Origin of the sequence: Aeromonas sp. s2, from assembly GCF_040907935.1 — a bacterium.
Classification (GTDB): domain Bacteria; phylum Pseudomonadota; class Gammaproteobacteria; order Enterobacterales; family Aeromonadaceae; genus Aeromonas; species Aeromonas dhakensis.
This window is the reverse complement of sequence record NZ_JBFOCR010000027.1, coordinates 94209-117991: the sequence shown is the minus strand read 5'-3', so window position 1 is coordinate 117991 and position 23783 is coordinate 94209. Positions and strand designations below refer to the sequence as shown.

Here is a 23783-nt window from a genome sequence, read left to right as displayed (position 1 = left end):
TCTGCTCACATCAGCGGGGGATTTTGTTAAAAAAATGTATTTAAGCCGGCAATAGGTGCCAGCCAACCCCTGGATTGCCCATAAAACCACCATACTCATGGGCAAGCGCGACTATGTTATTTATAGTTAATGCTCTTTTTGATTAAAATCATGAGGAATCAATCTGATAAGGGACAACATCCGGATGTTCTGGTCGAGCCTGTCTTGACTGCATAGACGCAGATACCAACCACAAAACAGAGACCCATTATTATGCCAATCAGCTTAGGGCAAGCCTTTGCCAGGAACTTTCTGGGCAACGCCCCCCAGTGGTACAAGGCCGCTATTCTTCTATTCCTGCTGATCAACCCGATCGCCTTTTATCTCGATCCCTTCATGGCCGGCTGGCTGCTGGTCGTCGAGTTCATTTTCACCCTGGCCATGGCCCTCAAGTGTTATCCGCTGCAACCCGGCGGCCTGCTGGCCATCGAGGCAGTGCTGATCGGCATGACCTCGGCACAGCAGGTCAAACACGAACTGGTCGCCAATATCGAAGTGCTGCTGCTGCTGGTGTTCATGGTGGCCGGCATCTACTTCATGAAGCAGCTGTTGCTCTACGTGTTCACCAAGCTGCTGATCCGGATCCGCTCCAAAACGATGCTATCCCTGGCATTTTGTCTGGTCTCCGCCTTCCTGTCAGCCTTCCTCGATGCCCTCACCGTGATTGCCGTGGTGATCAGCGTCGCCACCGGCTTCTACGCCATCTATCACAAGGTCTCCTCCGGCAAGGAGTTTGGCCACTCCCACGATTACACCGATGATGGCACCGTCAACGAGCTCAATCGTCAACACCTGGATGACTTTCGCGCCTTCCTGCGCAGCCTGATGATGCATGCCGCCATCGGTACTGCCCTCGGTGGCGTCTGCACCCTGGTGGGAGAGCCGCAGAACCTGATCATCGGTGAACAGGCCGGCTGGAACTTCGTCGAATTCGCCATTCGCATGTCTCCGGTCACGGTTCCGGTGTTTATCTGCGGTCTGCTGACCTGCGTCTTGGTCGAAAAGTGTCGCTGGTTTGGCTATGGCGCCAAATTGCCGGACGCGGTACGTCGCATCATGGAGGATTACAACCGTTATGAAGAGGCCGAGCGCACCGCTCAGGACAAGGCCAAGCTGATCGTGCAGGCGGTGATCGCCCTCTGGCTCATTCTGGGGCTTGCCCTGCACCTGGCGGCGGTGGGCCTCATCGGTCTGTCGGTCATCGTACTGGCCACCTCCCTCACCGGCATCACCGAAGAGCACTCCCTCGGCAAGGCATTCCAGGAGGCACTGCCCTTTACCGCCCTGCTGGCCGTCTTCTTCAGCGTGGTCGCCGTCATCATCGATCAGCAGCTGTTCAAGCCGGTTATCCAGTGGGTACTGGCCGCCGAGCCGGACGCCCAGCTCGCGCTCTTCTATCTGGCCAACGGCCTGCTCTCCATGGTCAGTGACAACGTCTTCGTCGGCACCGTCTACATCAACGAGGTGAAGACCGCCCTGCTCAACAATGCCATCAGCCGCGAGCAGTTTGAGCTGCTGGCGGTGGCCATCAACACCGGTACCAACCTGCCGTCGGTGGCCACCCCCAACGGCCAGGCCGCCTTCCTGTTCATGCTGACGTCGGCACTGGCGCCGCTGCTGCGCCTCTCCTACGGCCGGATGGTGTGGATGGCGCTGCCCTATACCCTGGTGCTGGGTCTGGTGGGTTTCTTCTCGGTGGAGTTTCTGCTCGGCCCGCTCACCGACTGGTACTATCAGGCCGGCTGGTTGACGCTCGACAACGCCGCGCCTGCGGTACTGTCCGCACTCTACTGAGTGCCATGAGGGCCCGCCAGGGCCCTTTCTTTTTAGCCCCTGCTCTGCTCTAATTCAGCCACTGTTTTTTCTGTGAGATCAACCAGATGATAGAGTTTCTGCGACGTATAGCCGCCCATCGCCTGGCATGGGGCCTGCTTGCAGCCTCCGCCCTGTTCCTCGAGTTGAGCGCCCTCTTCTTCCAGCACGTGCTGGGTCTGCATCCCTGCGTCATGTGCATCTATGAGCGGCTCGCCACTCTCGGGGTCCTCATGGCGGCGCTGCTCGGCATGGTGGCTCCGCAGAAATGGTATGTGCGCTGGAGCGCCCTGCTGATGTGGGGCGCCAGTGCCTTCTGGGGCCTGAAGCTGGCGCTCAAGCATGTGGACTATCAGGTGAACCCCTCTCCCTTCAATGTCTGCGAAGGGTTTGTCGACTTCCCGAGCTGGGCACCGCTGGATCAGTGGATCCCCTGGATGTTCTTCCCGGATGGCGACTGCAGCGAGGTCAGCTGGCAGTTCCTGAGCTTCTCCATGCCCCAGTGGCTGGTGGCCATCTTCGCCGCCTACTTGCTGGTGTTCGTTGTGGTGGCCATCGGCAACCTGGTCAAGGGGCGCTGCTGCAACTAGGTCGGATCAACATCATCCGTCGCGAAAAGGGAGCCAGTGGCTCCCTTTTTCATGAAGACTGCGGGCGGCGTCTTGAGCTCTGATATCGCTCTTCAACGTCTCGCTCCCCTGCCAGCCATCCCGGTGACGGCCTGCTTGCTCGCCGATTGGCCTTTCCTCCAGGCTCATCAGTGAGAAATCAGTAATCAGCACCATGCTCAAACAAAAAAGGGAGCCTGCGGCTCCCTCTCATGACACGGCCAACAAGGCTGACTCAGGAAGCCACCTTGCCGGCGTTGAGCTTGGCTTTCACCATGCCGATCACCATGGGCAGCAGCGAGATACCGATGATGCCGAAGATGAGCAGGGTAAAGTTCTGACGCACCACCGGCAGGTTGCCGAAAAAGTGGCCGGCGTAGACAAAGGAGATCACCCACAAGAGCCCTCCCACCAGATTGAACGCCAGGAAGCGCGGATAGGTCATGGCCCCCATGCCCGCCACGAAGGGGGCGAAGGTGCGCACTATGGGCAGGAAGCGGGTGATGATGATGGTCTTGCCACCGTGTCTGGCGTAGAAGGCGTGGGTCTTGTCCAGATAGTCCCGCCGGAAGATCTTGGAGTCCGGGTTGCGAAACAGCTGCTCACCGAAGAAGTGGCCTATGGTGTAGTTCACCACGTTGCCGAGCACGGCAGCGATGATCAGCACGGCCGCCAAGGTGTGCACGTCCAGTACGCTGCCCACGGTGAGGGCACCGGCGGCAAACAGCAGGGAGTCACCCGGCAGGAAGGGGGTGACCACCAGTCCGGTCTCGCAGAAGATAATGAGAAACAGGATGGCGTAAACCCAGATACCGTAGTTTTCAAACAGCTCTTTCAGATGCACGTCAACGTGCAGGATAAAGTCGATTGCAAAGAGGATCAGATCCATTTTTCCATACTCATGATGTGAACGGCGTGGAGTCTACGCCAATGCCAGGCAGGCCACAATCGCTGTGGACTGCCTCCTGTTCTCGCCGTCAGGCGTCGCTCGAATGAAACCCTTTATCCCGCCTCAGCCTCCCCCCGATATCGCAAACCTGTCGTGCCCTGACCGCTCAGGAGGCGCTCTCCAGATCCTTGCGCACCGGCGCCGGCAGACAGCGCTCCCAACCCCACAGGAGGAGCAACAGCAGGGTGGCATCATCAAGCCAACCGACAAACGGTAGCAGATCCGGCACCAGATCCACCGGGCTGATGCCGTAGAGCAGCACCAGGATCACCAGCCCCCTGGCCCACCAGGGGGTGGCAGGATGGCGAAAGCCCTGATAGAGGCGACGCAGGCGCCGCCAGATGAGCCAGCGTCTGGCGCTCATGACTCGATCAGCTCGCCGCGCAGCCGCTGGATCTGATCCCGCAGCGCCGCTGCCTGCTCGAACTCCAGATCCCGCGCATGCTGGAACATCTGCTCCTCCATTCGTTTGATCTCCTTGGCGATCTCGCTGGCGGAGCGGGCGTGGTACTCCCCTTGCGGCTCGGCAGCCTTGCGACTCCCCTTGCCGGCCTTGCCCGCGGTGCGGCTGCCCCCCATGTCCATCACATCGCCGATGGACTTGTTGAGCCCCTTCGGCGTGATGCCGTGCTCCAGGTTATGGGCGTGCTGCAGGGCGCGGCGCCGCTCGGTCTCTTCAATCGCCACCTTCATGGAGTTGGTGATGGTATCCCCGTAGAGGATCACCTTGCCGTTGAGGTTGCGCGCCGCCCGGCCTATGGTCTGGATAAGCGAACGGGTGGAGCGCAGGAAGCCCTCTTTATCTGCATCCAGGATGGCCACCAGGGAGACCTCCGGCATGTCGAGCCCTTCGCGCAGCAGGTTGATGCCCACCAGCACGTCGAACTTGCCAAGGCGCAGGTCGCGGATGATCTCCACCCGCTCCACGGTGTCGATGTCGGAGTGTAGATAGCGCACCCGCACCTCGTGATCTGCCAGGTATTCGGTCAAGTCTTCCGCCATCCGCTTGGTAAGCGTCGTGACCAGCACCCGCTCCTCCACGGCGACCCGCTTGCGGATCTCGGAGAGCAGATCGTCCACCTGGGTGCTGACCGGCCGCACTTCCACCTCGGGGTCAAGCAGACCAGTGGGGCGCACCACCTGCTGCACCACATCGCCGCCGGATTTGTCCAGCTCGTAGGGACCCGGGGTCGCCGAGACGAACACCGTCTGCGGCATCAGCGCCTCGAACTCGTCGAACTTGAGCGGCCGGTTGTCCAGCGCCGACGGCAGCCGGAAGCCGTACTCCACCAGGGTCTCCTTGCGGGATCTGTCCCCTTTGAACATGGCGCCGATCTGCGGCACGGTAACGTGGGATTCGTCGATGATGAGCAGGCCGTCCCCCGGCAGATAGTCAAACAGGGTGGGTGGCGGCTCCCCCGGCGCCCGGCCGGAGAGGTAGCGGCTGTAGTTCTCGATGCCGGAGCAGTAACCCAGCTCCTGCATCATCTCCATGTCAAACTGGGTGCGCTGGCTGATGCGCTGCTCTTCCACCAGCTTGTTGAGGGACAACAACTGCTCGCGCCGCCCCTTGAGCTCCTCCTTGATGTGCTCGATGGCCCCCAGGATGGTCTCGCGCGGGGTGGCGTAGTGGGTCTTGGGGTAGATGGTGTAGCGCACCACCGTCTGCTCGATGGCGCCGGTCAGCGGATCGAACAGGGAGAGCCGCTCCACCTCCTCGTCAAACAGCTCCACCCGCAGGGCCAGTTTGTCAGACTCGGCGGGGTAGATGTCCATCACCTCCCCCCGCACCCGGAAGGTGCCGCGCTGGAAGGCCATGTCGTTGCGGGTGTATTGCAGCTCGGCGAGGCGGCGCAATATGTCCCGCTGGTTGATGACGTCCCCCACTTTGAGATGCAGCATCATGCTGAGGTAGGCCTGCGGATCCCCCAGGCCGTAGATGGCCGACACCGAGGCGACGATCACCACGTCGCGCCGCTCCAGCAGCGCCTTGGTGGCCGACAGCCGCATCTGCTCGATGTGATCGTTGATGGAGGCATCCTTCTCGATGAAGGTGTCGGTGGTCGGCACATAGGCCTCGGGCTGGTAGTAGTCGTAATAAGAGACGAAATACTCCACCGCGTTGTCGGGGAAGAACTCCTTCATTTCCCCATAGAGCTGGGCCGCCAGGGTCTTGTTGGGAGCCAGGATCATGGTGGGACGGTTGAGGGTCGCGATGACGTTGGCCATGGTGAAGGTCTTGCCCGAACCGGTCACCCCGAGCAGGGTCTGATGGGCGAGGCCAGACTCGATGCCGTCGAGCAGCTGGGCAATGGCCCTCGGCTGATCCCCGGCGGGTTGAAACTGGCTGGCCAGCTTGAATAACTTGCTCATGACGACTCCCGGCAAAAAAATACGCAAGAGCAGAAGTGTACTCCGAGATGGGGTGGCCTGGGTATCTACTCTGGCAGCAGAAGCGGCTATTGACCTCGAAATGCGACCTCTGTATGATGCTCCTCCTTGCCTGATGTTCCCCCGTAGTTCAGTCGGTAGAACGGCGGACTGTTAATCCGTATGTCACTGGTTCAAGTCCAGTCGGGGGAGCCAATTCCTCACCATCTCGGTGCAAGTTATCCACTTTAGTGCTTTCCTCTACCAATTTTAATGCACAAGCCGCACCCTGCGGTGACCTCTCCCTTTTTCTCCCCCATCCGCCTCGACAGCGTTTTGTTCTGCTGCGCGTAACTATTTGATTTTTATAGAAACAATCTTTATCTGGTATTTTTTGAACAGCCCTTGCAGCCCAGTATTGGCGCGGGCTACAGCCTGATCACCAAGTTTCATGAACAGGGTTATCCACAGTTTCTGTGGGTAAGTAGGCCAAAGCCAATGACGGCCTAGGCTGGCAGGCCATTGCCGGCAAGGCCGGCACGTTTGACTCGCCAACCTCATTTTCTGCTGTTTTTGCCGAGCCCCCCGAATGGGTCGCCAGTGCCCCCATCAGATGCTTTTTACAGATATCTTTTCGCCATCCCGCCACGGATGGGTCACCCTGCACGGGCGGGCCGCGACCAACCGCCAGACTCATCCCATTCCCATCAGTCAAAAATGCTGCCAGAGAGCCAAATCAGCCGACCAAACAGCAGAGCGTAAAATTTCAAGCGGCCCCCAAAGACGAGGATCACAGATAGCAGGAATCACTAATTGACAACGGGGCTGACAGAGGGAAATAGAGGTCATTGCCGCAGGTGCCCCGCAGTTTCCCTCATGACCCCCATGGCGGTGGCGGGTTAGTACCGATTAATGCGCCTTTGACGCTTCTTTATTGGTGAGGGATCCGGCACAATGTCGGCCCCACTTTTTTCCTCGGTTTTTCCGGGCATGACCATAGATTTCGTGACACTGCTACATCAAAGCGACTCCCTGCTGCTGTTCGTGGTACTGGCCTTCGGCCTGCTGCTCGGTAAAGTCAGGGTTGGCAACTTTCAGATAGGCAACACCATAGGCGTGTTGTTCACCGCCCTGCTGTTCGGCCAGATGGGCTTCGAATTCAGCACCACCACGGAGAACGTCGGCTTCATGCTGTTCATCTTCTGTGTGGGGATCGAAGCGGGGCCGCATTTCTTCAGCGTCTTCCTGCGCGACGGCATCCACTACATCACCCTGACCCTGGTGATCCTGCTGACCGCCCTCTTCCTTACCGTGGGACTGGCCAAGTTCTTCAACCTGGGACCGGGCATGGCGGCCGGCATCCTGGCCGGTTCGCTCACCTCGACCCCGGCGCTGGTGGGGGCCCAGGATGCCCTGCGCAGCGGCCTGCTCAACCTCCCCCATCAAACCGACATGCAGTCGGTGCTGGACAACATGGGCATCGGCTATGCCCTGACTTACCTGGTAGGACTGGTGGGCCTGATGATGGTGGTGCGCTACCTCCCCTCGCTGGCACGGCTCGACCTCAACACCGAGGCGCAGAAGATCGCCCGCGAGCGCGGTCTCTCCGACAACGAGAGCCGCAAGACCTACCTGCCCATCATCCGCGCCTACCGGGTCGGCCCCGAGCTGGCGGCCTGGATCGGTGGTCGCACCCTGCGCGAGACCGGCATCTATCCTCACACCGGCTGCTACGTGGAGCGGATCCGCCGCAACGGCATCCTGGCGAGTCCGGATGGTGACGCCGTCATCCAGGAAGGGGACGAGATCGCCCTGGTGGGCTACCCCGAGAGTCACGAGAAGCTCGACGTCAACTACCGCAACGGCAAGGAGGTGTTCGACCGCAACCTGCTTGACCTGCAGATCGTCACCGAAGAGATAGTGGTGAAGAACGACGCCGTGGTGGGTCGCCACCTGGTGGAGCTCAACCTCACCGAGAAGGGCTGCTTCCTCAACCGGGTGGTGCGCTCCCAGATCGAGATGCCGTTCGATCGCAACATCATGCTGCAAAAGGGCGACGTGCTGCAGATCAGCGGCGAGAAGCAGCGGGTCAAGCTGCTGGCCAACAAGATCGGCTTCATCAGCATTCACAGCCAGACCACGGATCTGGTGGCCTTTACCACCTTCTTCGTGCTGGGTCTGCTGATTGGCTCCGTCTCCCTGGTGTTCGGCCAGCTGGAGTTTGGCCTCGGCAACGCCGTCGGCCTGCTGCTGGCGGGGATCCTGATGGGCTACCTGCGCGCCAACCACCCCACGGTGGGCTATGTGCCGCCAGGCGCCCTGCGTCTGGCCAAGGATCTCGGCCTTGCCGTCTTCATGGTGAGCACCGGCCTCAAAGCCGGTGGCGGCATCCTGGATCACCTGAGCGAAGTGGGGATGGTGGTGCTCTTCTCCGGCATGCTGGTAACCACCTTGCCGGTGCTGGTGGGCTACCTGTTCGGCGTCTGGGTACTGAAGATGAACCCGGCCCTGCTGCTCGGTGCCATCACCGGGGCCCGTACCTGCGCCCCGGCCATGGACGTGGTGAACGAGGCGGCCAACAGCTCCATCCCGGCGCTCGGCTATGCCGGCACCTATGCGGTGGCCAACGTCATGCTGACCCTGGCAGGCTCCTTCATCATCGGCTTCTGGTTCTAGCGCCGACCAAGTGTCGTCAAAGGGGAGCCACTGAGGCTCCCCTTTTTATTCTCTGCTCTGTTCCCCACTTCCCCGCTGCCTGCCCTCTCATCGGATAGGGCCGATGGTGCTATCCACCCCCCGCCGAGCAAACCCAATGAGCTAAAGCCCCCATCCTCCACCGCTTACACTCAATGAAACAGACGAGGGCAGTATCATGACGCGGTTATGGATCCTCCTGTGCGGACTGCTGTGTGGCCCGCTGCAGGCCGCAACGCCAGCGCAGGCCGACGCCGAGCCGGCCGCACTGACGTTCAACAGCGACCAGCTGGCCCAGCCCCAGCTTGGCGATCTCGATGCCATGCTGGCACGGCGCTCCATCCGGGTGCTCACCACCTACAACAAGACAGGTTACTTCATCGACAAAGGGATACAGCGGGGCGTCACCTATGACGCCTTCATGTTGCTGGAGAAGCGGCTCAACGAGCAGTTGCGCAAGCAAAAGAACCTCAAGCGCCATCTCAAGCTGCACCTGATCTTCATCCCGGTGGCGCGCGAGGCCCTGCTGGATGCCCTCATCGCGGGCAAGGGTGACATCGCCGCCGCCAACCTCACCATCACGGACAAGCGCAAGGAGCAGGGCGTGGCATTCACCGCCCCCCTGCTCGACAACGTGCGGGAGCTGCTCATCTCCGGCCCCCTCTCCCCCAAGGTGGAAAGTGCCGCCGACCTGGCCGGCCAGCGCATCTACGTGCGCCCCTCCTCCAGCTACTTCGAGAGCCTCATGGCCTACAACCAGGCACGCAAGGCGGCGGGAGAGCCGCTCATCGACATTCAGCCGGCCCCCGAGGCACTGGAGGACGAAGATCTGGTGGAGATGGTCAACGCCGGCCTGCTCCCTTTCATCGTCATGGACGAGCACAAGGCGCGCTTCTGGCGGAAAATCTTTCCCGCCATCCGGATCCATGAACAGCCGGTGTTCCGGCAAGGGGGCGTCATCGCCTGGGCGGTGCGCAAGGAGAGCTCGCAACTGCTGGCCATGCTCAACGAACAGATCAAGGCGCTGCGCGGCAAGGCGACCGGGGACGAGCTCCTCGCCCGCTATCTCAAGCAGAACAAGTTCGTCAAAAGCGCCGCCGCCGAGGCCGAGCGCAAGAAGTTTCTGCAGGTGGTGGATCTGTTTCACGCGTATGGCGAGAAATACGAGGTGGACTGGCTGCTGATGGCAGCCCAGGGCTACCAGGAGTCAGCCCTCAACCATCAGGCGCGCAGCCACGTCGGCGCCATCGGCATCATGCAGATCATGCCCACCACCGGCAAGGGCCTGAAGGTGGGCGACATCCGCCAGCTTGAGCCCAATATCCATGGCGGCGTCAAATACATGCGCTGGATGATCGACCACTACTATGCGGACGAGCCCATGACAGCCCTCGACAAGGCGCTCTTCTCGTTCGCCTCCTACAATGCCGGCCCCGCCCGGGTGGCACGGCTGCGCACCGAGGCCAAGAAACGAGGACTGGATCCCAACGTCTGGTTTCACAACGTCGAGTACGTGGCGGCGGAGAAGATAGGGCCCGAGACCGTCACCTACGTGGGCAACATCTACAAGTACTACATCGCCTACAAGCTGGTGGTGGAGCAGTTGCAGCGCAAGCAGCAGGCGAGCGAGGCCATCAAGCAGCAGGGCGCCAGCGGCGACCAGGTCTCCGCCGCCCCCGCATCACAGGGATAAGTCAGCCCCCTCTTTCGCGAGGCACCTCTTCTGACGGGAGCCTCGCGCCTTTTCAGCCGGCGGCGCAGTGCAGCCTGCCCCCTTCCGGCCTGCCATGAGCGAGCTGCTCTCCCTGTCATGACCAGAATGAACAAAATGGGCACAACAGCCTTAATAGCCATTACGGTCAGATTGTTTTCCAGTCAGACATGATTAATTAACCTTCCTGCAACAATCACAAGGAGAGCACCATGTTGCAAGGAACCTTCAAGCGCACCCTGATCGGTAGCCTGCTCGCACTGAGCTTCGGCGCCCACGCCCAGATCAACGAAGTCCACTTCCTGATCCCGGGCGGTGCCGGCGGCGGCTGGGATACCACGGCCCGCGGCACCGGTGAAGTGCTGGCCAAGTCCGGTCTGGTCAAGACCGTCTCCTATCAGAACATGTCCGCCGGTGGCGGCGCCAAGGCCATCGCCCACCTCATCGAGACCTCGGCCCAGTCCGACAAGACTCTGATGGTCAACTCCACCCCCATCATCGTCAAATCCCTCTCCAAGGAGCTGCCCCAGTCCTTCCGTGATCTGACCCCGGTGGCCGCCATCATCGCCGACTACCAGGCGCTGGCGGTCAAGGCGGACTCCCCTTATCAGAACTGGGCCCAGCTGCTGGCCGCCTACGAGGAAAACCCGGCCAAGGTGAAGATCGCCGGTGGCTCAGCCCGTGGCAGCCTGGATCACCTGGTCGCCGCCCTGACCTTCAAGAACGCCGGTGCCGACGCCAGCAAGCTGCGCTACGTCGCCTACGATGCCGGCGGCAGCGCCATGGCCGCCGTGTTGGCCGGGGAAACCCAGGCCATCTCCACCGGCTTTGGCGAGGCGATGGAAGCGGTCAAGTCGGGCCAGATGCGGATCCTCGGGGTCACTTCCGACAAGCGCCTGCCGGGGGCGGAGCAGATCCCCACCTTCAGCGAGCAGAACAATCCCACCATCTTCGCCAACTGGCGCGGTTACTTCGCCTCCCCCACCATCAGCCCGGAGAAATCCGCCGAGTTTGCCGCCCTGCTCAAGCAGATGTACGACAAGCCGGAGTGGGAAGTGGTCCGCAGCCGCAACAACTGGACCAACCTCTACAAGTCGGGTCCCGAGTTCACCGCCTTCCTCGACGGCCAGGAGCAGCAGATCGGCGGCCTGATGCGCGAGCTCGGCTTCATCAAGTAACCCTCGTTGTCACATCGCAGGCGGGCGCAGGCCCGCCGCTCATGTTGGAGTCAAGAGATGAACATCACCAAAGAGCGACTGGGGGGCCTGCTGTTTCTGCTGCTCTCCCTCGCCTATGGCTATTACGCCACCGAGATACCGGGCTACCCCGGCGACGAATACGAACCCTTCACCGCCAGTACCCTGCCCTATGCCCTGGCCGGGATCGGGGCGCTGCTCTCCCTGCTGCTGGTGCTCTTTCCCGGGGGTGAGCCCCTGCGCCGGGAAGAGGGGGACTGGCGCCGGGTCTTCATCCTGCTCGGGCTCATGGTCATTTACGGACTGGGGCTCACCTGGTTTGGCTTCGTGCTCTCGACCATCGCCTTCCTGAGCGTGGGCATCCGGGTACTGGGTGAGCCCAGCCTGCGCTACGGCCTGATGATCAGCGTCCCCTTCTCCATCGGTTTCTGGGCCCTGCTCACCAAGGGGCTCAACGTCTATCTGGAGCCGGGTCGCCTGTTTACCCTGCTCGGTTTCTAAGGAGTCACCATGTTAGACGGAATCTTGCAAGGACTCGGCACCGCACTGTTGCCGGTCAACCTGATGATGGTGGTGCTTGGCTGCTTCATCGGCACCTTTATCGGCATGCTGCCGGGCCTTGGCCCGGTCACCGCCATCGCCCTGATGATCCCCATCACCTACGGCCTGGATCCCTCCTCCGGCATCATCCTGATGGCCGGCGTCTATTACGGCGCCATCTTCGGGGGATCCACCTCCTCCATCCTGATCAACGCCCCCGGCTGCTCCGCCACCGTGGTCACCGCCTTCGACGGCTACCCCCTGGCCTGCAAGGGACAGGCGGGCAAGGCGCTGGCCATCGCCGCCTACGCCTCCTTCACCGGCGGCACCCTCTCCGCCATCATGCTGATGGTGGCGGCGCCGCTGCTGGCCAAGGTCTCCCTCTCCTTCCAGTCGGCGGACTACTTCGCCCTCATGGTGCTGGGGCTCTCCGCCGTGGCAGCCTTTGCCGGCAAGGGGCAGGTGCTCAAGGCGCTGATCATGGCGCTGTTCGGCATCATGATCTCCACCATCGGCATCGACCGCAGCGTCGGGGTGGACAGGTTCACCTTCGGTCTGCCGGACCTGCGTGACGGTTTCTCCTTCCTGCTGCTGGCCATGGCCACCTTCGCTCTGGCGGAGATCCTGATGGCGGTATTGCGCCCCGGCAAGGACAACAGCGAGGAAGAAGCCAGGCAGATGCAGCAGCTCGGCAGCCTCAAGCTGAGCAAGGAGGAGGTCAGGGAGATAGCGCCCCCCATCGCCCGCTCCTCGGTGCTGGGCTTTCTCATCGGCGTGCTGCCGGGGGCCGGCGCCACCATCGCCGCCTTCATGGCCTACGGCGCCGAGCGCAACATCGCCGGCAAGCAGCGCCAGGAGCAATTCGGTCAGGGCAGCCTGCGCGGTCTGGCCGCCCCGGAGGCGGCCAACAACGCCGCCTCCACCGGCTCCTTCGTGCCTCTGCTGACCCTGGGGATCCCGGGCTCGGGCACCACGGCCCTCATCCTGGGCGCCCTGGTGGCCTACGGCATCCAGCCGGGCCCGCGCCTCTTCATGGAGCATCCGGACGTCTTCTGGTCGGTGATCATCTCCATGTACCTGGGCAACGTGGTGCTGTTGATCCTGAACCTCCCCCTCATCCCCTATCTGGCCAAGGTACTGGCGGTGCCACGCCCCGTGCTTATCCCCATGGTGCTGCTGTTCTCCCTGACCGGGGTCTATCTGGTCTCCTTCAACACCATGGACATCCACGTGATGACTCTGGTGGCGCTGATCGCCATCGGCCTGCGCCTGCTCACCTTCCCCATGGCGCCCATGTTGCTCGGTTTTATCCTGGGGGGCATGCTGGAGGACAACCTGCGCCGGGCCCTGGTGATCAACGACGGCAGCCTGAGCTTCCTTTGGGAGCGCCCCATCACCCTGGCCTTCACGGTGATCACCCTGACCATGCTGCTGTTGCCGCTGTGGCAGTGGTGGCAGGCGCGCCGCGCACCGGCCGCCACACTGCAATCCGAACCAAGCTGAGTTGGCGGATCCCACACAGCAAAAGAGCGCCGACAGGCGCTCTTTTTATTGGCAAGACAGGATGGGGGGTTACGCCAGTCAGGGCTGGCGATAACGCCGCTCCGGCCGGCCGACGGTGCCGTACTCCAGCTCCGGACTCGCCAGTTGCTGGCCCACCAGAAACTCCAGATAGCGGCGCGCCGTGGTGCGGCTCACCCCGACCCGGCCACCGATCTCCTCGGCGCTGGCTCCTTGCTGGGTCAAGGCCGCCAGCACCCGCTGCAGGGTGAGGCCGTCGATCCCCTTAGGCAGGCCACCCGCCGCCACCTGCTGCAACGGCGTGCCAAACAGGGCGTCCACCGCCTGCTGATCGATGTCCGCCAGGGCCGCCAGGGCGGCGCGGCTCTGGCAATATTTGTCGAGGGTGTCGCGCAGCCGCTCGAACACCACGGGCTTCAAGATGAAATCCACCACCCCGAGCCGCATCGCCTCCTGCAGGGCACCGGCCTCCCGCGCCGCGGTGAGCAGGATGACGTCCAGACTGGCCCCGGCCTGGCGCAGCTCGCGCAACAGGGCAAAACCCTCGCCATCGGGCAGCCAGACATCCAGCAGCACCAGATCGGGCTTGAGGATGGCGATCTGCTCCCTGGCATCGAACAGGGTGAGCGCCACCCCCAATACTTCGAAACCTGCCAGCCGCTGCACGAAGCGGCGGTGGATCTCGGCGATGGCCGGATCGTCCTCGACGATCAGGATCTTGATCACTCACACCTCCTTGGGAATGTAACAGACGACGCAACTTCCCTGCGCCGTGGCTTCAATGGTGATCTGCCCCTGCAGGGCATCCAGGGTCTTGCGCACCAGAGAGAGGCCGATGCCGTGATCAGGCTCCGCCTTGCTGCTCACCCCCCGCTCAAACAGCCGATCTGCCAGCGCAGGATCGATGCCGCCGGCCCCGTCTTCCACCTCCAGAATGAGATCCTGGCCGAGATCGCTCAGGGCCACCCGCACCGGCTGGTAGGGGGCGCCGTGACGGCGGGTCGCCTCGAAGGCATTGTCGATGAGGTTGCCCAGCACAGTCACCAGCTGGGAGCCGCTGACGCGAAGGGGGATGTCGTGCAGGCGAGAATCCGGGTCCACCTCCAGTACCAGCCCCAGCTCGTGGGCCCTGTGGTACTTGCCGAGCAGCAGGCCGGCCACCTTGGGTTTGGCGATGGCCGTCATCAGGAAGTTGAGCAGGCTCTGCTCGGTGGCCGCCTCCCGCCCGATGAAGGCGAGCGCCTCGCCAGTGGCGCCCAGCTCGATGAGCCCGGCGATGGTGCCGAGCTGGTTGTGGTGCTCGTGGGTCTGCACCCGCAGCAGATCGCTGTAGGCCTGCACCTGGGAGAGCTGGGCACTGAGCTCGGCCAGCTCGTCCTTGCGCCGAAAGCTCGACACCGCGCCGATGAGCTTGCCGTCCCGCACCAGCGGCAGCCGGTTGACGATGAGGGACTGGCCGTTGAGCACAATTTCTTCATCAAACTGGGGGCGCGGATCCTGAATGAGGGAGAGCATGCGGCTCTCCGGCAGCAGCCGGGTGACCGGCTGGCCGATGGCGGCCCGGGCGGTGGCCTCGTCCAGACGCAGCAAGCGGATGCCATTGGGGTTGAGGGAGGTGAGCCGCCCCTGCTCGTCGATGGTGAGGATCCCCTCGCGCACGGTGCGCAGGGTGCAGTCGAGTTCGGTGTAGAGACGCCCCATCTGCTCGGGCTCGAAGCCGAGCAGCGCCCGTTTGTAACGGCGGGACAGCCAGGCGGCGGCCAGGCTGTTGAGCAGCACGATGAGCAAGGTCATGGCGAGACCGAAATGCAGAAAGCCCTGCAGATCGGCCTCGATATCCCGCACCAGATAACCGACCGAGACCACCCCGATGATCTGACCGAGCTCATCGTGGATGGGGCTCTTGCCACGCACCGAGACCCCGAGGGATCCTTGAGCGCGGGAGATGTAGGACTCCCCCTGCAAGGCCCGTTGCGGGTCATCCCCCATCATGGGTTGGCCGATGCGATCCGCATTGGGGTGCACCAGCCGGCGCGCGTCCTTATCGCCAACGACGATGTAGCTGGCACCGACCTCGACGCGGATCCGCTCCACCAGCACATTGAGGCGGGCGGTGTCGGCCCGTTTCACCCCGGCGATGACACCGGACTCCCGCGCCACCAGTCGCGCCACGTCGAGGGCCTGATCCCCCACCTCGCGGTAGCGCTGCTCGGACACATAGTAGTAACTGGCCCCGCTCAGCAGCACCAGCTGCAGCAGACTGACCAGACAGAGCATGAGCAGGATGCGTCCTTGCAACCCCAGCCTCATGCCTCCTTGTCGCCTCGCAACAAGTCGAGCAGCAGGCTGCCGTCGCGCAGGGCCTTGTGCACCTGCACCGAGGTGGGCTTGGTGGGATCTTCGTAGAAGTGGGTGGACTCGATCTGCAGGCGCACCAGGTACTCGGCCGGCAACTGGCTGGCCAGCGACTGGTGCAGCATGGGGAACAGCAGCCGATCGGCGCGGGTGATCTCCCCCCCCAGCAGCAACTTGCCCGGATTGAGCAGACAGATGAGGTTGGAGAGCACCCGGGAGAGCCGCCCCGCCGCCTGATGGAGAATGTCCTGGCAGAGGCTGTTGCCCGCCAGCGCCAGCTCGCACAGCTCGCGAATGGTGACGCTCTCGGGCAGATCGTGCTCCTGCATCCGCTCGCGCAGATCCCGGTATTGCGCCTCCAGCGCCTGATTGGTCACCAGGGTGCAGGCACAGCCGAAGCCGCCGCAGTAGCAGCGCTGACCGTAGGGTTCGAGCTGCAGGTGGCTGAGATCGCCGAGCAGCGCGTTCTCGCTCTCGATAAGCTGGCCGTTGACCACCATGCCGACCCCGATGTCGTTGTGCACGAACACCAGCACCGCATCGGCGCAGTTCTTGGCGGCACCCCACTCACGCTCGGCCTGGATCCAGGTGCGCACGTCGCCACTGACCAGCACGGGCACCGCGAAGGCCTCCTGCAGGGTGGGACCGAGCGGCCAGTTTCGCAGATCGTAGAAGGGAAAGTGCTTGACCATGCCGGAGTGGCGCTCCACCTGCCCGGGCAGGCAGAGGGCGATGCAGGCGAGGCGCAGCGCTTTTTTGGGCAAGAAGCCCTCGATGGCCCGCACCAGGCTGGCCAGCAGGTCGGCGCGCTCCCCTTCGCTGAACACGTGACGATGGCGAGCAAGGGAGCGACCGGCCAGATCGAACAGTGCCATGTCCACATAACCGCGACCCAGGCGCATGGAGAGAAACTGGAAGCGGCGCTCGTTGATGCGCAGCAGGGTCTGGCGGCGACCGCGCCCCACCGAGCTCTCGCCGCAGGTGACCACCAGACCGCCGTCGAGCAGCTCGCGGGTGATCTTGGTGATGCTGGCAGGCGAGAGGCCGGTCAAGCGGGAGAGATCGGTACGGGACAGCTCCTTGTGCTCCTCCAGGCTGGCGTAGACCAGGCCATAGTTGAGCTGACGGATCAAATCGATACTGCCTTTCACGATCTCATTCATAGGGTAAGGGGCAACAGCTGACACAGAGGGCGACAATTTTCACACATTATTGATCAATCCCCAAATAAAGTGCGGCCTGAACCGGGGGCCAGGCCGCATCTTGTGAGGGATATCCCCTCTTGTCACCCCATCAGTAGCGGAACTGGGAGACCAGCTTGCGCAGCTTGTCCCCGGTGCTGGCGAGATCGCGGGTGGTGCTGTTGGACTCGACCGCCGCGTCAGTCAGCTCGCTGACGATCTGCTGAATGGCCACCAGGTTCTTGTTGATCTCCTCGGAGACAGCATGCTGCTCCTCGGCGGCGGTGGCGATCTGGATGTTCATGTCGTTGATGGTGCTGACCGCCATCACCATGCTGTCGAGGGAGGTGGCGATGTGGCTCGCTTCCTGCACCGTCTCCTGGCTGCGATCCTCGCTGGCCTGCATCACGTCAACCGCCTGTTTCACCCCGCCCTGCAGACGCTGCAGCATCTCGTTGATCTCCTTGGTGCTCTGCTGGGTGCGACCGGCCAGCGAACGGACTTCATCCGCCACCACCGCGAAGCCGCGTCCCTGCTCGCCGGCCCGGGCCGCCTCGATGGCCGCGTTGAGCGCCAGCAGGTTGGTCTGCTCGGCAATGCCGCGAATGACCTCCACCACGGATCCTATCTTGGCGGTCTCCTGCGCCAGCTGCTCGATGACGCCGGAGGCGGTGTGCACCTCGCCCACCAGCCGGTTGATGCTGTTGATGGCTGTGCCCACCACGCCGCGGGCCGCGTCGGATTCGCGCGCCGCATCGCTGGTGGCGGTGGCGGCGTTGGAGGCGCTGGCCGCCACTTCCTGGGCGGTGGAGCTCATCTCGGTCACCGCGGTGACCACCTGATCCGTCTCCCGGCTGTGGCCGTGCATCTGATGGTCATAGTGCTCGCTCAGGTGGTGCAGCTTCTCCACCGCGCTGAACAGGTGGTTGCTGGTCTCCCCCACCTGGCTCACCACCGACTGGATCCGTGCCACGAAACGATTGAAGGCGGTGGCCAGCTGGCCGATCTCGTCGTGGCTCTGTACCTTGAGGCGCTGGGTCAGATCCCCCTCCCCGTCGGCGATGTCGTTGAGGGCCGATACCGCGTCCGCCAGCGGCCGGGTAACCCGGTTGCCGATCACCACGGTGGCGGCCAGGGTCACCCCCAGAATGACCAGGATCAGCAGCACGCTGCTCTGCAGCGAGTCACGCATGTTGCTCTCGCGTACGGTGCGCAGCGCCGCCAGCTCGTTGTCGATGTCGTCGATATAAAAACCGGTGCCGATGATCCACTGGTACTTGTCGAGTACCAGGTTGAAGGAGAGCTTGGGGGCGTCCCGACCGATGGAGGGCTTGGCGGTCCAGTATTCGGAGAAACCATCCCCCTGGCGCGCCGCCTTGACGATCTCCTGGATCAGCAGCTTGCCCTTGGCATCCTTGTCCTGCCAGCGGTTCTTGCCCTCCATCTCGGGACGGGGCGGCAAGAGTATCGCCGTGCCCTGAAAGTCGTAGACGAAGAAGTAGCCGTCGCTGCTGTAGCGCAGTGGACGCAGCATCTCGATCACCTGCTTGCGCACCGCCGGGCTGTCCGGCTGGCTGTAGACGGCATCGATGGCCGTCTTGGCCAGCATCAGATAGCTGCTGAGCAGTTCCTTGCGATCCTTGATCGCATTCTCCCGCGCCACCACCAGATCGGCTTCCAGATCACTCTTTGCAATCATGTAGTTGCTGAGATTGACCACCAGGGCCATCAGGAGCACGGGGACGGCTCCCAACAACAGGATTTTCTGCTTTAGCGTCATCTTTTACATCCTTGCAGCTGTTTTTATGAGTGTTCCGTTCCTACCAGACCAGTATAGGATGCTGGTCGACGGGGACCCGCTTTCGCTACAATCCCCGCCCTCTATCTCTATCGACTCAGATGGCCAGACACATGAACAAATGTCCTTGCGGTTCAACTCTTTCTCTCGAATTGTGCTGTGGATCACTGCACCAGGGGGCCGCCCCCCAGACCCCGGAGCAGCTGATGCGCTCGCGCTACAGCGCCTTCGTGCTGGGACTGGGGGAGTATCTGGTTCACAGCTGGCACCCTGACTATCTAGGGGATCTGACTGCGGAGCAGCTCTCCCGGACCGACACCCAATGGGATGGGCTCGAGATCATCACCAGCCAGGGCGGCCCCGCTGACACCCTTGGCATGGTGGAGTTCAAGGCCTGGTTCATGGAAGGTGAAGAGCGCCACTGCCTCCATGAGCGCTCCCGCTTCGTGCGCCATCAGGGGCTCTGGGTCTACACCGATGGCGAGCAGGATCCGGCACCGCTGCGGGTGGGGCGCAACGACCCCTGTCCCTGTGGCAGCGGCAAGAAGTTCAAAAAGTGCTGCGGCTGAGTGCCATGTCGACAGAGGGGGCCCCGGTGGCCCCCTCTGCTGTTATGAGAGTGTGACAACAATCACGATTTGCTCATTAACACCCCTACCAATGAGCGTTTGCGAACATTAACTTGGCCCATATCAAACATTTCTGCCCAGAGACAGGCCACACTGGCACCATCTGGAAGAGATGAGACGGGCAAGAATGAAAAGAATAACCACACAAGTCGTCATCATAGGGGGTGGCGCCACCGGAGCCGGCATCATGCGCGATTGCGCACTGCGCGGCATCGACTGCATCCTGCTTGAGCGGGACGACATCGCCGCCGGCACCACCGGCCGCAACCATGGCCTGCTTCACTCCGGCGCCCGCTACGCGGTGACGGATCAGGAGTCCGCCCGCGAGTGCATTCAGGAGAACCGCATCCTCAAGCGGATCGCCAGCCACTGCGTCGAGGACACCGGCGGCCTCTTCATCACCCTGCCGGAAGATGACATCCATTTTCAAACTACCTTCATGGACGCCTGCGCCCTGGCGGGCATCGACGCCCGCCAGCTGGATCCCGCCGATGCGCTGCGCCTCGAACCCAACGTCAACCCGGCGCTGATCGGTGCCATCCAGGTGCCGGACGGCACGGTCGATCCGTTCCGCCTGGCTGCCGCCAACGTGCTGGATGCCAAGGAGCACGGCGCCCGCATCTTCACCCACAGCAAGGTGCTTGGGCTCTTGCGCACCCAGGACAGAGTGCACGGGGTCAAGGCCATCAACACCCGCACCGGCGAAGCGTTCGAGGTGGAGTGCCAGGAGGTGATCAACGCCGCCGGTATCTGGGGCCAGCAGATCTGCGAGTACGCCGATCTCGGCATCCGCATGTTCCCGGCCAAGGGCTCCCTGCTCATCATGGATTACCGCATCAACCAGCTGGTGCTCAACCGCGCCCGCAAACCGGCGGACGCGGACATCCTGGTGCCGGGCGATACCATCTCCCTCATCGGCACCACCTCGAGTCGCATCGATTACCACAAGATTGACCAGCTCACCGTCGAGCCCGAAGAGGTGGAGGTGCTGCTGCGCGAGGGGATCAAGCTCGCCCCCATCATGGCCCGCACCCGTCTGCTGCGCGCCTATGCCGGGGTTCGCCCGCTGGTGGCGGTGGATGGCGACGAGTCCGGCCGCAACATCAGCCGCGGCATAGTGCTGCTGGATCACGCCGAACGGGACGGCCTGCAGGGCTTCAACACCATCACCGGCGGCAAGCTGATGACCTACCGGCTGATGGCCGAATGGGCCACCGATCTGCTGGCCAAGAAGCTGGGCAACAGCAAGCCCTGCCGCACCGCCGAACTGAGCCTGCCCGGCTCGCGGGATCCGGAGAAGGTTTCCGCCCCCGGTCTCTCGGTGCCGGCCGAAGGCTCGGCCCAGTACCGTCACGGCGAGCGGGTCATCGCCTTTTTCCGCGACAATCCCAAGGCCAACGCCCTCATCTGCGAGTGCGAGATGGTGACCGCGGGTGAAATCGAATACGCCCTGCGCGAGCTCGACGTGGACAACCTGGTGGATCTGCGCCGCCGTACTCGCCTCGGCATGGGCCCCTGTCAGGGGGAGCTGTGCGCCTATCGCGCCGCCGGCCTGATGCAGGAGTACGGCAAGGCCGACGGCCGCCAGGCTTGCGTCATGCTGCGCCAGTTCCTAGAGGAGCGCTACAAGGGCACCCGGCCGGTGCTGTGGGGCGATGCCCTGCGCGAAGCCGAATTTACCTACTGGATCTACGAGGGGCTGTTCGGCCTTGGCGAGTGGACGGCCCCCCACCTGGTAGCCGAGCCCGCCTTCCCGCTCGATGCCAGCACCGCCAATCCCACCAAGGAGCGCAGCCATGAAATTTGACAGCATCGTTATCGGCGGCGGCATGGCAGGCCTCTCCGCGGCCCTGCGTCTGGCCGAGGCCGGCCAGAAGACCCTGCTGATGGCCTCCGGCCAGAGCGCCCTGCACTTCTCCTCCGGCTCGGTGGATCTGCTGGAGAGCGAGGGAGATCCCCGCACCGCCCTGCCCGCCTTCATGGCCGCCAACCCCGAACACCCCTACAGCAAGGTGGGACTGGCCCATATCGCGGCCAGCCTCGATGATCTGCAGCGCCACTGCGCCGCGCAGGGCTTGCCGCTGTTTCGCCAGGAGCACAACCACCAGCGGCTGACCCCCATCGGCACCCTCAAAGCCACCTGGCTCTCCCCCGACACCTGCGCCTGTGTGACCGATGCGCCGGCCCCCGACGCCATCCTGCTGGCCACCCTGGAGGGATTTCGCGACTTTCACCCCGAGCTCGCGGCCGCCAACCTGGCGACCCACACCCGCTTCGCCCACTGCCGCATCCTGACCGGGGAGCTCCGCCTGCCCCAGCTGGCCGAGTTCAGCCGCAATCCCCACGAGTTTCGCTCCGCCGACATCGCCCGCCTGTTCGACAAGCAGGGCAATGGCCAGCATGACCTGCTGACGGATCTGGCCCGCGAGATCAGCCGCATGGTGCAGGAGAGCGGCGAGCCGCGATGCCGCCACCTAGTGCTGCCCGCCTGCCTGTCACTGGGGCTGGTCGGCCCGCGCCTGACGGAGCTGGAGCAGCGTACCGGCTGCATCATCAAGGAGGTGGCCACCATGCCGCCGTCGCTTATCGGCATGCGGATGCAGGAGGCCCTCAAGCGCCGCTTCATGGCCCTTGGCGGCACCTTCCTCACCAGCGAGCGGGTGCTGGGAGCCCGCTATGACGGTGACCGGGTCATCGGCGTGCACAGCCAGAATGGCGACGATCAACTCTTTGAAGCGGATAACTTTGTACTCGCCTCCGGCAGCTTCTTCAGCCGCGGGCTGGAGTCGCGCCTGCGCGGCATTCGCGAGCCCATCTTCAACGCCGACGTGCTGAGCCTGCCCGAGCGCGATGCCTGGGCCGGCCGCCGCCTGTTCGACCACCACCCCTTCATGGGCTTCGGGGTCAAGACCGACGACAAACTCAGGGTGCTGCGTGGCGGCAAACCGCTCGTCAACCTCTACGGCGCCGGCAGTGTACTGGCGCACTATGACCCCATAAAAGAAGGGTCAGGCTCAGGTGTCGCGGTTGCCACCGGCTGGCAGGCTGCCGGTCATATTTTGAGTTCAGCCCAATGATGATTTCGACCCATATCCCGTGCCTTCACACCCAACGGGAGGAGAACTGACATGCTACTGGATCATGCCAACCAAACCTTCGATCAGTGCATCAAATGCACCGTCTGTACCGCCTACTGCCCGGTGGCCAAGGCCAACCCGGCCTACCCGGGTCCCAAGCAGGCGGGCCCGGATGGGGAGCGGCTGCGCATCAAGAGCCCGGAGCTCTTTGACAGCGCCCTCAAGTACTGCACCAACTGCAAGCGCTGCGAAGTGGCCTGCCCGAGCGGGGTGCGCATCGGCGACATCATCGCCAAGGCCAAACACCAGTACAGCGGCTTCAAGCCGGGGATCCGCGAGTTCGTGCTCTCCCACACCGATCTGATGGGCAGCATGTCCACCCTGATGGCCCCGGTGGTAAACTTCACCACAGGCCTCAAGCCGATGAAGCTGGTGCTGGACAAGGCGCTGGGGGTCTCCTCCCACCGCGACCTGCCCAAGTACTCCCAGGGCACTTTCCGCGGCTGGTACAAGAAGCAGAAAGCGAGTCAGGCCCGCTTTGCGCGTCAAATCGCCTACTTCCACGGCTGCTACGTCAACTACAACCACCCGCAGCTTGGCAAGGAGCTGGTACAGGTGCTCAACGCCATGAACATCGGCGTCCAGCTGCTGGAGCGGGAGAAGTGCTGCGGCGTGCCGCTGATTGCCAACGGCTTCATGGACAAGGCCAAGCAGCAGGCGGCCTTCAACATCAAGCAGCTGGAGAACACCCTGCTCGGCAACGAGATGCCGCTACTGGCCACCTCCTCCACCTGCGGCTTCACCCTGCGCGACGAATACCCCCACCTGCTGGAGCAGGACAACCACAAGGTGCGCGATCGCATCTCGCTGGTGACCCGCTTCCTGTGGAACGAGTTCTACCAGGGCAACAAGCCGGCGATGAAACCGCTCAATCTGCACATCGCCTACCACACCCCCTGCCACATGGAGAAGATGGGGGGCGTCATCTATACCCTCGAGCTGCTGCGCGCCATCCCCGGCGTCAAGGTGACGGTGCTGGAGTCCCAGTGCTGCGGCATCGCCGGTACCTACGGCTTCAAGTCGGAGAACTACCAGACCAGCCAGGCCATCGGCGAGGGGCTGTTTGATCAGATAAACCGGCTCAAGCCCGATCTGGTCATCACCGACTGCGAAACCTGCAAATGGCAGATCGAGATGAGCACGGCGTTCCCCTGCGAGCACCCCATCCACCTGCTGGCCCAGGCTCTGGCTTGATCCCCTTGCCACGCCCGGCCAGACGGCCCGCTCGGCAAAAAAGCCGACA

18 protein-coding genes and 1 tRNA gene are annotated in these 23783 nt (G+C 63.0%); 12 read left to right on the top strand and 7 right to left on the bottom strand.

Annotated elements, in window-relative coordinates; genetic code table 11:
- The first annotated feature begins 252 nt into the window (after positions 1–252).
- On the top strand, positions 253–1833 hold the full coding sequence (nhaB, locus tag AB5Y81_RS20540) for a Na(+)/H(+) antiporter NhaB (RefSeq protein ID WP_005300353.1): 1581 nt from the start codon (positions 253–255) through the stop codon (positions 1831–1833).
- 86 nt (positions 1834–1919) lie between these two features.
- Entirely contained in the window at positions 1920–2441 is a 522-nt protein-coding gene (dsbB, locus tag AB5Y81_RS20535; protein WP_005300350.1) for a disulfide bond formation protein DsbB, read from the top strand.
- 253 nt (positions 2442–2694) lie between these two features.
- Here the strand turns inward: dsbB and AB5Y81_RS20530 are convergent, their stop codons facing one another.
- The 3 genes from AB5Y81_RS20530 to uvrB form a co-directional block, all read right to left on the bottom strand.
- Complete coding sequence (locus AB5Y81_RS20530) at positions 2695–3348, bottom strand: DedA family protein (RefSeq protein WP_005300347.1); 654 nt, start codon at positions 3346–3348, stop codon at positions 2695–2697.
- Positions 3349–3514: 166 nt separating this feature from the next.
- Entirely contained in the window at positions 3515–3772 is a 258-nt protein-coding gene (locus tag AB5Y81_RS20525; RefSeq protein ID WP_279484408.1) for a YkvA family protein, read from the bottom strand.
- Entirely contained in the window at positions 3769–5781 is a 2013-nt protein-coding gene (uvrB, locus tag AB5Y81_RS20520) for an excinuclease ABC subunit UvrB (protein ID WP_005300340.1), read from the bottom strand. The genes AB5Y81_RS20525 and uvrB overlap by 4 nt, the downstream gene beginning before the upstream one ends.
- A gap of 137 nt (positions 5782–5918) precedes the next feature.
- Between uvrB and AB5Y81_RS20515 the strand changes: the two genes are divergently transcribed.
- From AB5Y81_RS20515 to AB5Y81_RS20490, 6 genes are all read left to right on the top strand, one after another.
- A tRNA-Asn gene (locus AB5Y81_RS20515) sits at positions 5919–5994 on the top strand.
- A 774-nt stretch (positions 5995–6768) separates the two neighbouring features.
- Positions 6769–8454 carry an aspartate:alanine antiporter gene (locus AB5Y81_RS20510; RefSeq protein ID WP_010634129.1) on the top strand — a complete coding sequence of 562 codons (1686 nt, stop codon included), beginning with the start codon at positions 6769–6771 and terminating at the stop codon, positions 8452–8454.
- A 196-nt stretch (positions 8455–8650) separates the two neighbouring features.
- Entirely contained in the window at positions 8651–10165 is a 1515-nt protein-coding gene (locus tag AB5Y81_RS20505; RefSeq protein WP_279484409.1) for a lytic transglycosylase F, read from the top strand.
- A gap of 230 nt (positions 10166–10395) precedes the next feature.
- Positions 10396–11361, top strand: coding sequence for a tripartite tricarboxylate transporter substrate binding protein (locus AB5Y81_RS20500; protein ID WP_279484410.1), 966 nt, complete (start codon positions 10396–10398; stop codon positions 11359–11361).
- A 57-nt stretch (positions 11362–11418) separates the two neighbouring features.
- A complete protein-coding gene (locus AB5Y81_RS20495; RefSeq protein WP_005300329.1) occupies positions 11419–11880 on the top strand; it encodes a tripartite tricarboxylate transporter TctB family protein in 462 nt (153 codons plus the stop codon).
- Positions 11881–11889: 9 nt separating this feature from the next.
- Positions 11890–13422, top strand: a complete 1533-nt coding sequence (locus tag AB5Y81_RS20490) for a tripartite tricarboxylate transporter permease (protein ID WP_017765438.1) — start codon at positions 11890–11892, stop codon at positions 13420–13422.
- A gap of 78 nt (positions 13423–13500) precedes the next feature.
- On the opposite strand, the gene AB5Y81_RS20485 is transcribed toward AB5Y81_RS20490, so the two are convergent.
- The 4 genes from AB5Y81_RS20485 to AB5Y81_RS20470 all read right to left on the bottom strand — a co-directional run bounded on the left by AB5Y81_RS20485 (position 13501) and on the right by AB5Y81_RS20470 (position 18756).
- On the bottom strand, positions 13501–14166 hold the full coding sequence (locus AB5Y81_RS20485; RefSeq protein ID WP_017780091.1) for a response regulator: 666 nt from the start codon (positions 14164–14166) through the stop codon (positions 13501–13503).
- Positions 14167–15750 carry a sensor histidine kinase gene (locus AB5Y81_RS20480; protein WP_279484411.1) on the bottom strand — a complete coding sequence of 528 codons (1584 nt, stop codon included), beginning with the start codon at positions 15748–15750 and terminating at the stop codon, positions 14167–14169.
- Positions 15747–16958, bottom strand: coding sequence for an ROK family transcriptional regulator (locus tag AB5Y81_RS20475; protein WP_005300317.1), 1212 nt, complete (start codon positions 16956–16958; stop codon positions 15747–15749). The genes AB5Y81_RS20480 and AB5Y81_RS20475 overlap by 4 nt, the downstream gene beginning before the upstream one ends.
- 130 nt (positions 16959–17088) lie before the next feature.
- Positions 17089–18756 (bottom strand): methyl-accepting chemotaxis protein, encoded by a 1668-nt coding sequence (locus tag AB5Y81_RS20470; protein WP_005300314.1) that lies wholly within the window; start codon positions 18754–18756, stop codon positions 17089–17091.
- 119 nt (positions 18757–18875) lie between these two features.
- On the opposite strand from AB5Y81_RS20470, the gene AB5Y81_RS20465 reads away from it, so the two are divergent.
- The 4 genes from AB5Y81_RS20465 (at position 18876) to glpC (ending at position 23734) form a co-directional block, all read left to right on the top strand.
- Positions 18876–19343, top strand: coding sequence for a YchJ family protein (locus tag AB5Y81_RS20465; RefSeq protein ID WP_368146800.1), 468 nt, complete (start codon positions 18876–18878; stop codon positions 19341–19343).
- A 187-nt stretch (positions 19344–19530) separates the two neighbouring features.
- Positions 19531–21210 (top strand): anaerobic glycerol-3-phosphate dehydrogenase subunit A, encoded by a 1680-nt coding sequence (gene glpA, locus AB5Y81_RS20460; protein ID WP_279484413.1) that lies wholly within the window; start codon positions 19531–19533, stop codon positions 21208–21210.
- Entirely contained in the window at positions 21200–22480 is a 1281-nt protein-coding gene (gene glpB, locus AB5Y81_RS20455) for a glycerol-3-phosphate dehydrogenase subunit GlpB (RefSeq protein WP_279484414.1), read from the top strand. The genes glpA and glpB overlap by 11 nt, the downstream gene beginning before the upstream one ends.
- Before the next feature lie 51 nt (positions 22481–22531).
- Positions 22532–23734: an anaerobic glycerol-3-phosphate dehydrogenase subunit GlpC gene (gene glpC / locus AB5Y81_RS20450; RefSeq protein WP_368146797.1), complete on the top strand. Its 1203-nt coding sequence runs from the start codon at positions 22532–22534 to the stop codon at positions 23732–23734.
- The last annotated feature ends 49 nt before the right edge of the window (positions 23735–23783 follow it).

Coding starts and splice junctions, on each gene's coding strand:
- AB5Y81_RS20500 (WP_279484410.1), top strand. CDS start 10,396: ATGTTGCAAGGAACCTTCAAGCGCACCCTGATCGGTAGCCTGCTCGCA.
- AB5Y81_RS20480 (WP_279484411.1), bottom strand. CDS start 15,750: ATGAGGCTGGGGTTGCAAGGACGCATCCTGCTCATGCTCTGTCTGGTC.
- nhaB (WP_005300353.1), top strand. CDS start 253: ATGCCAATCAGCTTAGGGCAAGCCTTTGCCAGGAACTTTCTGGGCAAC.
- glpC (WP_368146797.1), top strand. CDS start 22,532: ATGCTACTGGATCATGCCAACCAAACCTTCGATCAGTGCATCAAATGC.
- uvrB (WP_005300340.1), bottom strand. CDS start 5,781: ATGAGCAAGTTATTCAAGCTGGCCAGCCAGTTTCAACCCGCCGGGGAT.
- dsbB (WP_005300350.1), top strand. CDS start 1,920: ATGATAGAGTTTCTGCGACGTATAGCCGCCCATCGCCTGGCATGGGGC.
- AB5Y81_RS20530 (WP_005300347.1), bottom strand. CDS start 3,348: ATGGATCTGATCCTCTTTGCAATCGACTTTATCCTGCACGTTGACGTG.
- AB5Y81_RS20490 (WP_017765438.1), top strand. CDS start 11,890: ATGTTAGACGGAATCTTGCAAGGACTCGGCACCGCACTGTTGCCGGTC.
- AB5Y81_RS20505 (WP_279484409.1), top strand. CDS start 8,651: ATGACGCGGTTATGGATCCTCCTGTGCGGACTGCTGTGTGGCCCGCTG.
- AB5Y81_RS20510 (WP_010634129.1), top strand. CDS start 6,769: ATGACCATAGATTTCGTGACACTGCTACATCAAAGCGACTCCCTGCTG.
- glpA (WP_279484413.1), top strand. CDS start 19,531: ATGAAAAGAATAACCACACAAGTCGTCATCATAGGGGGTGGCGCCACC.
- glpB (WP_279484414.1), top strand. CDS start 21,200: ATGAAATTTGACAGCATCGTTATCGGCGGCGGCATGGCAGGCCTCTCC.
- AB5Y81_RS20475 (WP_005300317.1), bottom strand. CDS start 16,958: ATGAATGAGATCGTGAAAGGCAGTATCGATTTGATCCGTCAGCTCAAC.
- AB5Y81_RS20465 (WP_368146800.1), top strand. CDS start 18,876: ATGGCCAGACACATGAACAAATGTCCTTGCGGTTCAACTCTTTCTCTC.
- AB5Y81_RS20525 (WP_279484408.1), bottom strand. CDS start 3,772: ATGAGCGCCAGACGCTGGCTCATCTGGCGGCGCCTGCGTCGCCTCTAT.
- AB5Y81_RS20470 (WP_005300314.1), bottom strand. CDS start 18,756: ATGACGCTAAAGCAGAAAATCCTGTTGTTGGGAGCCGTCCCCGTGCTC.
- AB5Y81_RS20495 (WP_005300329.1), top strand. CDS start 11,419: ATGAACATCACCAAAGAGCGACTGGGGGGCCTGCTGTTTCTGCTGCTC.